The following is a 14,151-nucleotide window of genomic DNA, read 5'->3' as shown; positions in this document are numbered from 1 at the left end:
CGAACCCTGCTACGGAGGCGAAATATGTCGACCATTGGATTTGAAACGCATGATCACGGGGCCTGCGTCGACGACGCGATGGCCGCCGCAGAGGCGCGTTGCGCGGCCTCGGACCTTCGGCTGACACCGATACGTCGCCGCGTGCTGGAATTGCTGCTGGCCGAACACCGCGCCTTGGGGGCCTATGATATTCTGGGGCATCTCTCTGCCGAAGGGCTCGGGGCGCAGCCGCCCGTCGCCTATCGCGCGCTGGACTTTCTGGTGAAAGCGGGGCTTGCCCATCGGATCGAGGCGTTGAACGCCTATATCGCCTGCAGCCACGTCGGTGCCGATCACACGCCGGCCTTCCTGATCTGCCGCAGTTGCCAATCGGTTGCCGAAAGCGACACGGCGCTGACCCAAGGGCGTTTGGGCGATGCGGCCCGCGCGGCGGGGTTCCAGATTGAACGCACGGTGATCGAGGCGCAGGGCCTCTGCCCCTCCTGTCAGGACGGAGCCACCGCATGAGCCTGATCGCCACCCGGAATCTGACCCTGCGCATTGGCGGGCAAACGGTGCTGCGCGACGTTGATATCGCCGTTGAGCGCGGCGAGATCGTGACCATCGTCGGCCCCAACGGGTCGGGCAAGTCGAGCTTGCTGCGGGCGTTGATCGGCGCGCTGAAACCCGCGTCAGGCACGATCACCCGTGCCGCGGATTTGCGCATCGGCTATGTCCCGCAGAAGCTGCAAATCGACGCGACGCTGCCGCTGACGGTGCATGGCTTTTTGAACCTGCCCCGCCGCCAGCCCCGCGAGACCATCGCGCAGGCGCTGCTACAGGCGGGGGTCACGGATCTGGCGAAAAAGCAGATGACCGACCTGTCGGGCGGCCAGTTCCAGCGCGTGTTGCTGGCGCGGGCCCTGCTGAACAAACCCCATATCCTGATCCTCGACGAGGCGACGCAGGGGCTGGATCAACCCGGCTCTGCCGCGTTTTACCGCCAGATCGAAGAGGTACGCCGCGACATGGGCTGTGCCGTCTTGATGGTCAGCCACGATCTGCATGTGGTGATGGCGGCTTCGGACCGGGTGCTGTGCCTGAACGGTCATGTCTGTTGTGAAGGCACCCCCGAGATCGTCGCCGATGCGCCGGAATACCGCGCGTTGTTCGGCACCGGCACCCAAGGGGCGCTGGCGCTTTACCGGCACGAACATTCGCATTCGCATGATCATGCACATGATCATGGCCACACCCACGACCACGACCATGCGCAGGGCCATACCCATGGTGCCGGCTGCAACCACGCCCATGGGGACCAAGATGCTTGATGACTTTTTGATACGTGCCGGGCTTGCCGGTATCGGTGTGGCCTTTGCAGCCGCGCCTTTGGGCTGTTTCGTCGTCTGGCGGCGCATGGCCTATTTTGGCGATGCAACCTCGCACGCGGCTTTGCTGGGGGTCGCGCTGGCCTTGGCGTTCGAGCTGCCGATTTTCGCGGGGGTGCTGTTGGTGGCCCTGTCGATGGCGCTGATCGTGACGGCCCTGAACGGGCGCAGCCTGGGCACGGATACGCTGCTGGGGGTGCTGGCCCACGGGGCCTTGGCCATCGGTCTTGTGGCGGTGTCGCTGCTGCCGAACCAGCGTGTCGACCTCAGCGCCTATCTGTTCGGAGAGATTCTGGCCGTGACCAAGGCCGACCTTGCGATCATCTGGAGCGGCGCCGTCCTGTCGATCGCGCTGCTGGTCTGGCGCTGGCAGGCATTGCTGTCGTCCACGCTGAACCCCGATCTGGCGACCGCCAGCGGGGTCAATCCGCGCCGTGAACAGCTGATATTGACGCTGGCGCTTGCGGTAACGGTTGCGGTCGCGATCAAGGTGGTCGGCGCGCTGCTGATCGCGGCGATGCTGATCATCCCCGCCGCCGCCGCCCGCCCCTTTGCCCGCACGCCCGAAGTCATGGCCATGGCGGCCTGCATCATCGGGATGATCGCCGCCTTGGGCGGGCTGGCCGCGTCCTTCACGCTCGACACGCCGACGGGGCCCAGCATCGTCAGCGTCGCGGCGGTGCTTTTCATGTTGTCCTCTCGGCGTGGCCCCGTTGCTGAAACGCTAGGCGCTGATCTGCACACACAGCAAGGGCCGCAGCATCACGCTGCGGCCCTTGCTGTTTCGGGGGTGACCCTATTCGATCAAGCGGCTGCCGCGAAAGACTGCGACGGACGCCCGGTGCTCACCAGACTATGCGGGAAGAAGACCGAGAATTTGGTGCCCTTGCCCACCGTGCTGGAGACCGAGATATCGCCCCCATGCGCCAGCGCCAGTTTCTTACAGATCGCCAGCCCGAGCCCTGTACCGCCTTCTGACCGGTTGTCGGCGCTTTCGATCTGCGTGAAGGCCTGAAAGATCGATTCCAGATCTTTCTGCTCCATCCCGACACCATTGTCTTCGACCTCGAAGCGGAAGCCGCCGCCGTCCACTTCGGCCCGCAGGAAGATATCCTTGCCCTTGGAAAACTTGAGCGCATTGCCCACCAGATTGATCAGGATCTGCAAGCAGCGGCCACGGTCAGCGATCACGTCAAGGCTGCCGTCGGGGATATGCAGGGTCACATCCTTGCCCTGCGCCATGCCCTGAAACTGGTCCTCGACCTGCGCCAGCAGCGCACGTGTGGGGAATGTCGTCTTGGCCAGTTTGATGTCGTTCAGCTCGATGCTGGTATAGTCGAGAATATCGTTGATGATCGTCAGCAGGTGGTTGCCCGCGAATTTGACGCGCTGGCCATAAAGCTCTGCCTGATCCCCGATGATATTATAGTGTTTTTCGGTGATCGGCTCACCCGGCGACAGTTTGGCCGTGGTCGTGGTCTTGAGCTTGGTCAAGAAGCCCGCATAGCCGATCACGATGGTCAGCGGCGTGCGCAGTTCGTGGCTGAGAACGCTCATGAATTCGGATTTCGCGCGGCTCGCCCCTTCGGCAGCGTCGCGGGCTTTGCGCAACTCCTCGATGCTTTCCATGCGGGTCCGGTTTTCGATGAAATAGGTGAACAGGCCGCCAAGGGTGATTGTCGTCGCCGTGCCCGCGATCACCAGTGCGAGCAGCTTGTATTCTTCGGGGTTGGTATAGCCGGGTTTCAGCCCGATGCAGTCCACGCTGAACGCGGCCATGCCGGTGAAATGCAGCCCGATGATGGCGAGCGTCAAGACGCCGGTCATTTGCAGCCCGCTCCACCGGGCGCTGCGGCTGCCCAGATACAGCGCGGCAGTCGACAGGACCACCGCCAGAATAACAGACCCGATGAGGTAGCCACGGTCCCAGGTCACCACGCCTTCGACGCGGTAGGCCACCATGCCGGTGTAGTGCATCGCCGATACCGCAACGCCAAAGATCGTGCCGCCGATGATCGTGCTCGCGAGCGACCGGAACATGCCCGCCACCATGATGCCCACGGTCGACCCTGCAATCGCGATCAACAGCGAGACAAAGGTCAGTTGCAAGTTAAACGTTACCGGTGCCGAAGGCTGATACGCGAGGATTGCGATAAAATGCGTACACCAGACCGCAACGCCCGCCGTGATCGCCGTGAGGAAGTACCAGATCAGCGCCTGTCTGCGCGGGCGCCCTAAGGCGTGCTGATACAAACGCGACACCACCCAGCAGCCAAAGGCGCAAAGCAGCCCGGCCAGAAGCACGAGACCAAGGTCGTGATCATGATGGATCGTATGGGCTACTTTGAACATGTCGGCGCACTCTACCTGTTGATTACCGGACAGTTAATCGGCGGAGAAAACGGCAGATTTGAGGCGTGTTTACGTTATACTGGTGGTAACCAAGAAAAATTTTCGGTCTTTTTTATCATGGGAAACAACAGCTTGCAGGGTACCAATCCGGCGGAAATGGCCAGTATTTAAGGGCTGATGCCGCCGCGACGGCTGCACTTCAAGCAAGGCGTAGGGGGCTGAACGCCCCGCCTATTGCCCTTTGATCTTGATGGAATACTGCCGCCGCGCGCCAGCGGGGGGACGCGGGAAAGGGGCGGCCTTGCGGATCACCGATACCGCCGCCCGGTCCAGCGCGGCAGAGCCGGACCCCCGTGCCACGGACACAGAGGCCAACCCGCCATTGCTGGCGATGGCAAAAGCGATCGTCGCGGTGCCCGTGGTGCGAACGCGCGGCTTGCCCGCCCGCGAGATGCGGCGCATGACCTGACCGGGGTAGTTGCTGGCGGCGGCATTGCCTTGCGCCGATGCGGCGGCTTGGCGTTTGCCGGTGTTCGTGGATTTGGCCGATGTGCTTTGACCCGACGAAGACCCCTTGGTCGCATTGCGCTGCGCATTGCCACGTGCGGCGGCTTGCTGCGTTGCTTTCTTCTTGGCGGCTTGCTGCTCTGCCTGACGGCGTTCACGCTCTGCCTGCTCTTGCTTGGCGCGGGCCTCAGCGATCTTGGCAGCGGTTTCAGGGTTCTTGCGCATGGGGCGGCGCGACAGGACGGGGGCGTCGCTGTCGGGGTCTTGCGCCTGCAGGGTTTCAGGCGGCGGCGCGACTTGCGCGCTCTCGGAGGGGGGCACGGCCAGCGGCGCGGGCACCAAGGCGGCGGATGCTGCGGGGGCCGCAGGCGTCACCGCTGCCACATCGGGCGGGGTCACGGGCTGCGCTTGTTCGGGCGGGGTGACCGGCTCGGCCTGCTCGGGCGGGGTTTGTTCTGCTGTAGTGGGGCGCAGGGGTTCTGCGGCGGTGGGCACCTCGGCCACGGGCGTCTCTGCCGGTGCTGCCGGTTCCGGCGTGAGCGTGCCCACGGCCATATCCTCGAAACTGCTGCCCATCATCGCCTCGACCGGCGCACCGCCCCCTTCGATCGCGATCTCTTCTTGCGGCAGACCGATGGTGACAGCCCCCGCGACGATCCCGACCGCCAACGCGAAAGAGACCACTTTGGCTGTAGGAGAATGCGATATCATTGCAGTGCCCTTTGCGTGACGAGCATCACCTTCTGCGCCCCCGCCGCACGCAAGTCGCGGGTCAGCGCGACCAGCGTCTCGGCAGGCAAGGCGCGATCCGGCACAAGGCGTATGATCTCGCGGTCTTCGTCAGACAGGCTGGCGACATAGGACGCGGCATCCACCTGCGCCGCGCCTTGGTAAGTCAACCGCCCGTCGGGGTAGATCACCAAAGCGTCCGGCGGGGCCTGCCCCTCAAGCGCGCGGGTCTCGACCAGTTTCAGATCGGGGTCCAGCGGCTGCGCCAGCGTGCCCGCGACCATGAAGAAGACGAGCATCAGAAAGACGATATTGATCAACGCGATGGTCGGTTCGCGCTGCGGTTTGGATTTGGCAAATCGGCGCATCTGTCAGCCCCCCAATACCGACACCTGCAAGGCAGGCATCTCGCGCAGTTTGACCAGCACATCCGTCAACCGCTGCGCATCCACATCCGCCCCGAGCGAGACCAGCAGCACGGTGCCTGTCTCGGCCTCGGCCAAGGATGATCCGGCCAGCGCGTCCAGTGCGATTTCGTCGCCATTCAGACGCAGGGTATCGGGGCCAAGCTGCAAGAACACCGGCTTGGCATCGCTGGCCTGCGCGACCGCGCCCGAACCGGCAGCGGCCAGCGGCACCTCGGAGAACTTCGAGAACGTCGAGGTCAGCATAAAGAACAGCAGCAGCAGAAAGATGACATCAATCAGGGAGGTCATCGACAGCCGCCGTCTGCGCGTGCGCGGCCTAGCCATGTGCGGCGACCATTTCTGGCGTCGGCGCTGGCGTGGCGGCGGCAGGGGCTGGCACGTCGTTGGACGGGTTCAGCACCGTGAGGATCGCCTTATCCGCGATCACCCGCTCTGCCTCCATCCGCTGTTCCAGCCAGCTGAGGATCAGTGCCGTGGGCATCGCCACCACCAGACCGACAGCCGTGGTCAGCAGCGCCACCCAGATACCGCCCGCAAGGATCGACGGATCGACCTGCGAACCGGCGGCTTGCAGCGACCGGAAAGCCTCGATCATGCCCAGAACCGTACCGAACAGGCCCAACAAGGGGGCCAGCTGCGCCACGGAATCGAGCAGGCGGAAACCGGTTTCGAGCTTGGCAAAACGCGTCTCTGCCTCGGCTTGCAAACGCTCTACGCCTGCGCCGCTGCCCTTGCCGTTCGACACCATCGCCATCTTGATCACGGGGGCGAGGTAGCTTTTCGACCGGCCCAAAGCCTCGCGGGCGGCGGGTTTGTCGCCACGGTCCCATGCCTCTACCGCTTCGGTCAGCGCCTTGTGCCGCCCCACGGCAGAGCGCCAGAACTGCCAGACCTTATAGATCGCCACCGCCAACGTCAGCACGGCGACGCCCATCAGGACAACAACAACCGGTCCGCCGGTTTCAGCGATCTGGCGGAACGATGCGATCAGTGCAGAGAACATATCCATCAGCCCAGAACCTCGATTGACGTGCGCGATGTGGGCAGCAGGCCGGTGTCACAGATGCCGCTGGCGCTGCCGCCGGTCTCGCAGGCGTTGGCCCCATTGAACAGGATGCGGCCCAGCCCTTCGCAGGTGGTTTGCGGCACGACGAACTGGCGCACGCGCGGGCGGGCCGGTGGCAGGGTGCCGAAATCAAACAGCGTCAGCCGGTCCACCTGCCCTTCGGTGTCAAACAGCACCGCCTCGTAGATGATCTTGTCGACCGGCGTCTCCAAGCCATTGGTGATCATGAAGGTCAGCTTGCAGGCATCTTCGGTGGTCTCTGCCGCGTTCAGCTCGACCGAGATTTGATCCTTGATATCGGTCTCTTGCGCGGCGACCAGCGGGGCTGCGATCACAAAGGGCAGCGACAGAATAGCGGTACGGAAACGGGACATGGGACCTCCTGACCGTGGGATGAAACGATGAGATTTTTGGCTAAGGCGCTATGGGTACCTTTGGCTCTGGCGCGGCGCAGCGGGCAAACAGCCCTTTTGGCACAGCGCGATTGCGCCGTGCCTAGCAAAGATCACGACAAGGCGCAATCCTGACTTTAACAATCAACTATTCAGGAATGCATGCGCCGGCGACAAACCGCAAAGGTAGTCTGCGCCGCCCGCGTTACCGAAGCTTGCGCAGATAGGCCCAGGACACGTGACCGCGCACGCGGCGGGCCTGATCAAGCGAGACGTCGCACCAGCGCGTGCCGCCGGTTTGCTGACAATCGTGCACCTGCAAAATGGTGCCGTTGGGCAGACCAAGCAGCACGATGAACCCCGTCCCCGGCCCTGCCCGCATCTTGAGCATGTCATCCTCATCCACGCCCGTTACCTCGAAACGGCCCAGCGATCCTGCGGTGGCGGGGGTGGCCCCCAAGGTGGTCGCGATCACGATTGCCGATACGGCGGCGGTCACTGCTTTGCGCATTTTTCTTGCCCTTGTTCTGATAGCCTCGGGTTCGGTGGTAGCCTGTGGGGGCCACAAAATAAACCGTGATATCGCGCAAGGGGTCATCATCCGCCGATCCGCCGATGCGCGGGCGTCAGATGTTGGGCACGATGAAATCGGGCGACAGACCGGCCTGCGCGATGGCATCCGTCACATCCAGCCCCGTGAGCGAGCCATAGCCCGTGACCAGCGCCGTGGCAAAGCCCGCCTGCGCGCCGCCCAAAATATCGGTATGCAGCGTATCGCCGACCATCAGCACCCGTTCGGGAGCAAGGGCGCGATTGAACCGGCCGAGGGCGATGTCAAAGACCTGCCCGAACGGCTTGCCCAGAAACACAGGCATCACACCGGTGCGATCGGCCAGCCGGTGCGCAAACCAGCCCGGTTCCCGCGAGAGGCCCGTTTCACGCGGTGCCACCAGATCGGGATTGCCCACCAGCACCGGACGGGGCGCGCGTTTCAGCGACGCCTCCAGCTGTGAACGGCGGAGCAATACTCGGCCACGGTAGCGACGGCATAGTGTTGTCGCGGGCGGCGTAAAAGTCGTCCACTTTTGCCCTTTCGGATTTCGGGAGGGCTTGGGGATATACACCGTGGACTTGTATTTGAAGGTGCGTCACGCTCATTTCCAGGATGGATTGAGCGGGCGTCAGATTGCCCGGGATTTTGGGATCAGCCGGGACAGTGTTGCGAAGATGTTGGCCTATTCGGAACCGCCGGGATATCGGCGGACAGCGCCGATCAGGCGCCCGAAGCTGGATGCGTTCACCAGCCAGATGGACCAATGGCTTGCTGAAGACAGGAGCCGCCCTCGCAAGCAGCGTCACACCGCCAAGCGTATTTTCGAGCGGTTGCGGGACGAGTGCGGTTTTGATGGCAGCTACACCATCGTCAAGGATTACGTTCGAGACCGTAAGCGGACCGGCAAGGAGATGTTCGTGCCGCTGAGCCATCCGCCCGGTCATGCACAGGCCGATTTTGGTGAAGCGCTTGTCGTGATCGGCGGCGTCGAGCAGAAGGCACACTTCTTTGCCCTCGATCTGCCGCACAGCGACGCATGCTTCATCCGGGCCTATCCTGCGGCCAATACCGAGGCGTGGCTTGACGGCCATGTCCATGCCTTTGCGTTCTTCGGCGCGGTTCCCCAGTCGGTTCTTTATGACAATGACCGCTGCCTGGTAGCCCGGATTCTGCCGGATGGCTCCCGGCAAAGAACCCAGCGGTTCAGCGCGATGTTGTCGCATTACGTGATCCGGGACCGCTATGGCCGTCCCGGCAAGGGCAATGACAAAGGGGCCGTGGAGGGGCTGGTCGGCTACGGACGTCGCAACTTCATGGTGCCGATCCCGTCCTTTCCGGACTGGCACGCGTTCAACGCTCACCTGGAAGAGCAGTGCCGCAAGCGCCAGGGTGATGTTCTGCGTGGCCACAAGGTCAGCATCGGGGAACGGCTGAAGGCCGATCTCGCGGCGATGCGGGATTTGCCCGGCACCCCCTTTGAGGCCTGTGAGTTGCAAAGTGGCCAGGTCACATCGACATCGGTGGTGCGTTATCGCGGCAATGATTACTCGGTGCCGGTTGCCTACGGCCACCGTGCGGTCTGGATCAAGGGCTTCGTGACCCGGGTTGTTATCGGCTGCGGCGCCGAGGTGATCGCTGAGCATTCGCGCTCCTACGACACCGGCGACATGGTGTTTGATCCACTGCATTACCTGGCGCTGATCGAACGCAAGATCATGTCCTTCGATCAGGCCGCGCCTCTGCAGGGCTGGGAGTTGCCCGAAGCGTTCAAAACCCTGCGCCGACTGCTGGAAGCCCGGCAGGGAAAGGCCGGCAAGCGCGAGTATGTGCAGGTCCTGCGCCTTCTGGAGCGCTTCGAGATTGACGTGCTGCATCTTGCCGTCAAAGATGCCCTGCGAATGGGAGCGGTCAGCTTCGATGCAATCAAGCACCTGATCTTGTGCAGGGTCGAGCAAAGGCCTCCGAGGCTGGATCTGGATGTCTATCCCTTCCTGCCCAGAACCAACATCACCACCACCTCCGCCGCATCCTACATGAGCCTGCTGGCAGGAGGTGGGGCATGACGGATGCACCCGAACTGCTGCTGGCCCACCATCTCAAAACGCTTCGGCTGCCCACGTTCTTGCGTGAACATGACAAGCAGGCCCGTATCTGCGCCGCTGAAGGCGTAGATCACGTGCGTTACCTGGCCCGGCTGACCGAGCTGGAACTGATCGACCGGGAACGGCGCATGGTGGAACGCCGGATCAAGGCCGCAAAGTTCCCGACCATCAAAAGCCTGGACAGCTTCGACTTCAAGGCGATCCCGTCGCTCAACAAGATGATGGTGCTGGAGCTGGCGCGCTGCGAATGGATCGAACGCAAGGAGAATGTGATCGCGCTCGGTCCCTCCGGCACCGGCAAGACCCATGTCGCCCTCGGGCTGGGACTGGCTGCCTGCCAGAAAGGATTGCCTGTCGCCTTCGTGACCGCCGCAGCCCTCGTGCACGAGATGATGGAGGCCCGCGACGAAAAACGCCTCCTGCAACTCCAGCGCAAACTCGCCAAGGTCAAACTGCTGATCATCGACGAGCTGGGATTCGTCCCCTTGAGCAAAACCGGCGCCGAGCTTCTGTTCGAGCTGATCTCACAGCGCTACGAGCGAGGGTCGACCCTGATCACAAGCAACCTGCCCTTCGAGGAGTGGACCGAAACCTTCGGCACCGAACGCCTGACCGGCGCGCTGCTGGACCGGCTGACACACCACGTCAACATCCTCGAGATGAACGGCGAAAGCTACCGCCTCAATCAAAGCCGCGCCTGCCTCGCCGCCGCTAACAAATGAACCTCACAGAATTGGCCTGACGGCCAATGCGCCTTGGACCGGGCTTGCTATATGAGGGCCGCACGCTCCAAGGCGCTCGCCCCAAACTGGCCGACTTTTGCTCCGCCACAATGGCCGAATTTTACTCCGCCGTTGACAAAATCCTATTGCCGCGGACGTGGATTGGTCGTACTTCAACTGAGGCATCCGGTTTTCTTGCGCCAGGCCGAGCGGCGTCAAGATTTTCGATGTCTTTGGCCAAGGTAAGTTATGCCCACGAGATGACCGCCTGAGGGGCTTCCACAAACCATCATACGCCATCGTGTCAAATGTCGATTAACGCGCCCAGTCTCTGTCGACGTCAATCCAAATAGATCGATAGCTGCTGAGAGGCGCAAGGCCGAAGACATGTTCGGTTTTCCCGACACTTATGTCGCATCGATACCTTCAGTTGTAGCAACGCTCAGGCCGCACTTATTCACAAGAGTGCGCCAGTCGTCTTGAGACAACATGGACCGTAATAATTTTGCAGTGCCGGCTGGAAAATCATTCAGTAGCCCACTTTCCCGTACCAGTTCCCGAAAGCTTGGAGTGTTCGCACTCTTCACCTTGCCATACGGTGCTTGATGTAGTGCGCAGAGTGCAATCAGTCCCATTTCCATCGGCTTCAGTTCTACTTGGAGGAAATCAATATACTGCAGTCGTCTTTGTAGCGGTTGGGCATGTAGGATCTTGAGTATGCCTCTTACTCTTTTGATAAGCGGGTAGAGAGTCCCCCGTACCAAATTACCGTCTTTCCAATATTTTCAAAGTCAGATGGGCTCTTTACTTCGTTTTCAAGTGCTATCTCAAGATCGCAGAGTTTTTTGCCTCGCAAATGGTTATGTTTTCCCACTTCAACATCCTCGGGCGAGACTGGGTCCTCATCCCCCAATTTTTCAATTACTCCATCACAGAAGTTCACAACCAGATGCGCAAGCACAACTGCACGAACTTTTCCGTTTAAGATCTCTATTCCGCTACCCTCTCGAACGGGCTTTTGGGTATTATCGAGAAGAGCCCCGATTTGGTACAGCTCCGCAATTTTTTAAGTCGCGGGGTCGATTTCCGTTGCGATTTCAGAGTGAAATGTTCTGAATTGATCGACCGCTTGATAGTAGCTTGTTTCAAAGCTCTGTAGATTAAAGATCTCTGTTTGCTCTTCTGTCTGCGCCCGCGCGAGGCGAAGCTCATGCTGCTGCATTACCAGGGTGAGAATAAGCCCAGCAAATGCGAGGGCAGCCATTAAAGCTTCGAATGGACCAAACTCGGCTTTTTTAAATTTGGTAATAGCACGAATTAATGTTCCAGACTCCCCGTCGGGTAGACATTCGGCAATCTCGCTTTCACAGCCGCCGGGCAATATGCCAAACAGCACCCAAAGTATTATAAAAAAAGTAAATACAGCGAATGGGGCACTTGGCCTAATTTTGCGATATATCCACTTAATCATAGTTTTTGATATCCTGCCGTTTTACTCAGGAGCAAACGCTTAAAGAAACGCAGGGAAAAATTGAACTATGGTGCTATAGCGCACCCAATTAGTGCTCGATGTGTTGTGACCGCGCATCACTTGATATGGTTCGCGCGCCTCCCAGTTCTTACCGTTCGCATGCTCGGAAGCGAAAATGCGCTGGCACCCACATTTTTTGAGAAAGCCCTTCGATATCAACATTGCTGGCTACCCCTGCCTATTACGGAACGTAAGGTAGTTGACCAGCAGAGTCCGAATGTTTCCCGCACCGACCGGGTTCTGGCTGTGGACGTAAAACGAGAAATCGGTGGGTAATCCCCGTTCAAACTCTTTGCCTCCAAGTTCGCCAAGGTCTCCTGCGACGAGTTTCTTCGCAATGTCGTAGCCGGTTGGTTCATTCTCTCCAAGATCGTGATCAAAGCTAATGAAGTTGGGTGGCCCGAGTTCCTTGATGATCAAGGCGACTTCTCTCAGGTTACGAGCGGTACGCCATTGTTGGCGGTCCGCAGGTGGATCCCGTTCGTCGTCGATAAATAGGGGGTAACTCATTTGCTTAGCTTCTCTACGTTGCCGTTTGCATCAATCCCGATTGGTGGTTGAGCTTCAAACCGCGCTGCTCGAGATTGGATTTCGCGCAATCTAACTGGCCTGAAGCCCCAGCAATCTACCCCGACGTTTAGTGCGCCGTGATACCCTGTGAAGTCATCGTGTACGTGACCAAACAGATGCAGGGCCCCATATCTCGCCTTATTCCAAGTGATCAGAGGGTAATGACACAAGACTAAATCTTGCTCTTGATCCCTGATCTCAACCAAATCCTGTACTGATGCCCACGGGAGATTTCGCGTGCTCTTGTGGTCGTGATTTCCTCGAACAAGATGTTTGCGGCCGGGAATGGCTTCGAAGAGTTCCGCGACATAACGTCTGCTTTCGGCATTCTTTGCAAATGCAAAATCTCCCAAGATCCATAGGTCCTCGTCCTCGCCTACGCACTGCAGCCGTTGCAAAATCTCCTTATCCATTTCCTCGGCTGATGCGAACGGGCGTGTGCAATGCCGAATAATGTTGGCGTGATTAAAGTGGAGGTCGGCGGTGTACCAGTTTGTCATTGATGGTAATCCTTCACACCAAGATTGGCATTTTGCACAAAGCCTCAATGTCATTGAGATGCTTTGTCACGGTACGGAGGTTTCTCAACGGATGCTGATCCGGATAAGCGGAGAGGAGCCGCAGAATGTCTTCAACGATTTCGTTCGACAAGCCGCGTTTGAGTACCTCCTTCTCGGCAAACTGTACGAGGTGATCTGTCGTTAAGGGGGGCACCGATACAATGCGCATGCGAGAGCGGAGGGCATCAGGCAGCCGATCGTTGAGGTTCGCAGTCAGGATCCAGTTGACATGGCTCATGTCGAAGCTGGTCTGGTGGTAGGGGCAATCCCAGTTCCGAGCGCTAACCGGCTCTAAAAGGCCCAAGAGGCCGTGCAATACAGACGTATTTGCGCCATTGGATGAAGTTACAATCCTTGCTTTGCAAATCTCATCGATTACGACGATGGGGTTACCAACTCCCGTCTCAAGAATGGCTTGTACCGGCCGACCCGGAGTGGAGCTGCCCCAAGTTCGCTGACTGCCTACTACACTAAAACCTTCCGTAGTAGCCGAAACGTCAATAGCCATAGATGGGGATTTGCTCAATTCTCCTAAGCGTCGGGCAAGATGCGATTTGCCAATCCCTGGCGGACCGACGATCAGGGTGGGCGAGAACTTCACCCCAACTCCGCCAGACTGGAGATGGCTGCGCATATCAAGCCAAATCTTTTCGGTTACAGGCCGCATCCAAGGCATTTCATCGTGAAGGGCTGCTCCGATGAGATCAACCTCGTGCTCAGTGGCTGGACCGCGAAGTGTTACCCCCGTAGATGCACTCTTCAGCCTTTCTCGATCTTCGCGTTTCAGAGTCCGAGATGAAACATAGCCTTCCCGGATGTCCCAAATAAGTTTTGCCCGCCGTCTAATTTTTGCCTCGTCCTTCGAACTTAGGTCAATATCGATTTGATCGCCATTCGAGGCCCGAAGGCGCAGCAGATGGCCGGTCAGGCGATCCACGACGGATTCATTCTCTACGGAGAAGTAGCGGAGACGAGTAAGGAAGGGGATTTTCGATTTCATGCAGGCCATCCGAAAAAATAGACAGATGGAGCTTCGCAGGACTGTAGCTTGGAAAATGTATGCGCAGTTCCGCAAAGCCCCGTAAGGGGTATATCAAACGTTGAATGATATGAGGATGCTGCGTGTCATGGTTGTAGTCATAGGCATTTTGAGGGTGTTTGACAATAGGAATTTCAACTCTTGAGGGGCAGTGACGAAGCGTTCGGTTTCTAAAGATGAAACGCCGGGCGTTCTGGCTCTATGGACGTGTAAGTAATACACTATTTGCAACA

The 14,151-nt window shown here is 59.6% G+C and carries 16 protein-coding genes and 2 pseudogenes; 6 read left to right on the top strand and 12 right to left on the bottom strand.

Going from position 1 to position 14,151, the window contains the following annotated elements; all coding sequences use genetic code 11:
• Positions 1-24: 24 nt before the first annotated feature.
• From SJY36_RS06575 to SJY36_RS06565, 3 genes and pseudogenes are all read left to right on the top strand, one after another.
• A complete protein-coding gene (locus SJY36_RS06575) occupies positions 25-507 on the top strand; it encodes a Fur family transcriptional regulator (protein WP_386173773.1) in 483 nt (160 codons plus the stop codon).
• Complete coding sequence (locus tag SJY36_RS06570) at positions 504-1,310, top strand: metal ABC transporter ATP-binding protein (protein ID WP_386173771.1); 807 nt, start codon at positions 504-506, stop codon at positions 1,308-1,310. The genes SJY36_RS06575 and SJY36_RS06570 overlap by 4 nt, the downstream gene beginning before the upstream one ends.
• Positions 1,303-2,067 (top strand): annotated as a pseudogene (locus SJY36_RS06565) (iron chelate uptake ABC transporter family permease subunit); the annotation flags it as partial. The gene SJY36_RS06570 and the pseudogene SJY36_RS06565, both read left to right, overlap by 8 nt.
• 104 nt (positions 2,068-2,171) lie before the next feature.
• Here the strand turns inward: SJY36_RS06565 and SJY36_RS06560 are convergent.
• A complete protein-coding gene (locus tag SJY36_RS06560; RefSeq protein WP_009826708.1) occupies positions 2,172-3,719 on the bottom strand; it encodes an MHYT domain-containing protein in 1,548 nt (515 codons plus the stop codon).
• On the opposite strand from SJY36_RS06560, the gene SJY36_RS06555 reads away from it, so the two are divergent.
• Positions 3,690-3,890, top strand: coding sequence for a hypothetical protein (locus SJY36_RS06555; protein ID WP_386173769.1), 201 nt, complete (start codon positions 3,690-3,692; stop codon positions 3,888-3,890). The genes SJY36_RS06560 and SJY36_RS06555 overlap by 30 nt on opposite strands.
• Before the next feature lie 60 nt (positions 3,891-3,950).
• Here the strand turns inward: SJY36_RS06555 and SJY36_RS06550 are convergent, their stop codons facing one another.
• The 7 genes and pseudogenes from SJY36_RS06550 to SJY36_RS06520 all read right to left on the bottom strand — a co-directional run.
• Positions 3,951-4,937 carry a TonB family protein gene (locus SJY36_RS06550; RefSeq protein WP_386173767.1) on the bottom strand — a complete coding sequence of 329 codons (987 nt, stop codon included), beginning with the start codon at positions 4,935-4,937 and terminating at the stop codon, positions 3,951-3,953.
• Complete coding sequence (locus SJY36_RS06545; RefSeq protein ID WP_037943971.1) at positions 4,934-5,323, bottom strand: biopolymer transporter ExbD; 390 nt, start codon at positions 5,321-5,323, stop codon at positions 4,934-4,936. Before SJY36_RS06545 ends, SJY36_RS06550 begins: the two co-directional genes overlap by 4 nt.
• 3 nt (positions 5,324-5,326) lie before the next feature.
• Positions 5,327-5,671: a biopolymer transporter ExbD gene (locus SJY36_RS06540; protein ID WP_289082131.1), complete on the bottom strand. Its 345-nt coding sequence runs from the start codon at positions 5,669-5,671 to the stop codon at positions 5,327-5,329.
• Between the two features lie 28 nt (positions 5,672-5,699).
• Positions 5,700-6,392, bottom strand: a complete 693-nt coding sequence (locus tag SJY36_RS06535; protein ID WP_386173765.1) for a MotA/TolQ/ExbB proton channel family protein — start codon at positions 6,390-6,392, stop codon at positions 5,700-5,702.
• Positions 6,392-6,823, bottom strand: coding sequence for a hypothetical protein (locus tag SJY36_RS06530; protein ID WP_386173763.1), 432 nt, complete (start codon positions 6,821-6,823; stop codon positions 6,392-6,394). The genes SJY36_RS06535 and SJY36_RS06530 overlap by 1 nt, the downstream gene beginning before the upstream one ends.
• A 223-nt stretch (positions 6,824-7,046) precedes the next feature.
• Positions 7,047-7,352 carry an SH3 domain-containing protein gene (locus SJY36_RS06525; RefSeq protein ID WP_168592639.1) on the bottom strand — a complete coding sequence of 102 codons (306 nt, stop codon included), beginning with the start codon at positions 7,350-7,352 and terminating at the stop codon, positions 7,047-7,049.
• 115 nt (positions 7,353-7,467) lie between these two features.
• A pseudogene (locus SJY36_RS06520) lies at positions 7,468-7,860 on the bottom strand (HAD hydrolase-like protein); the annotation flags it as partial.
• Positions 7,861-7,957: 97 nt separating this feature from the next.
• Between SJY36_RS06520 and istA the strand changes: the two are divergent.
• Both istA and istB read left to right on the top strand, forming a co-directional pair.
• Positions 7,958-9,457: an IS21 family transposase gene (gene istA, locus SJY36_RS06515; protein WP_386176464.1), complete on the top strand. Its 1,500-nt coding sequence runs from the start codon at positions 7,958-7,960 to the stop codon at positions 9,455-9,457.
• A complete protein-coding gene (istB, locus tag SJY36_RS06510) occupies positions 9,454-10,218 on the top strand; it encodes an IS21-like element helper ATPase IstB (protein WP_386173760.1) in 765 nt (254 codons plus the stop codon). Before istA ends, istB begins: the two co-directional genes overlap by 4 nt.
• Positions 10,219-11,284: 1,066 nt before the next feature.
• On the opposite strand, the gene SJY36_RS06505 is transcribed toward istB, so the two are convergent.
• From SJY36_RS06505 to SJY36_RS06490, 4 genes are all read right to left on the bottom strand, one after another.
• Positions 11,285-11,689, bottom strand: a complete 405-nt coding sequence (locus SJY36_RS06505; RefSeq protein WP_386173758.1) for a hypothetical protein — start codon at positions 11,687-11,689, stop codon at positions 11,285-11,287.
• 228 nt (positions 11,690-11,917) lie between these two features.
• Positions 11,918-12,259 carry a cyclic-phosphate processing receiver domain-containing protein gene (locus SJY36_RS06500; protein ID WP_386173756.1) on the bottom strand — a complete coding sequence of 114 codons (342 nt, stop codon included), beginning with the start codon at positions 12,257-12,259 and terminating at the stop codon, positions 11,918-11,920.
• The gene (locus SJY36_RS06495) at positions 12,256-12,819 is read right to left on the bottom strand and encodes a metallophosphoesterase (protein ID WP_386173754.1); all 564 of its coding nucleotides are present in this window, start codon (positions 12,817-12,819) and stop codon (positions 12,256-12,258) included. Before SJY36_RS06495 ends, SJY36_RS06500 begins: the two co-directional genes overlap by 4 nt.
• Positions 12,820-12,832: 13 nt before the next feature.
• Positions 12,833-13,879 (bottom strand): AAA family ATPase, encoded by a 1,047-nt coding sequence (locus tag SJY36_RS06490; RefSeq protein WP_386173752.1) that lies wholly within the window; start codon positions 13,877-13,879, stop codon positions 12,833-12,835.
• Between the last annotated feature and the right edge of the window lie 272 nt (positions 13,880-14,151).

Origin of the sequence: Sulfitobacter sp. R86518 (genome assembly GCF_042466275.1) — a bacterium.
In the GTDB taxonomy this organism is placed as follows: Bacteria; Pseudomonadota; Alphaproteobacteria; order Rhodobacterales; family Rhodobacteraceae; genus Sulfitobacter; species Sulfitobacter pontiacus.
The sequence above is the reverse complement of the archived record's forward strand: the minus strand, read 5'-3'. Positions and strand labels throughout refer to the sequence as shown.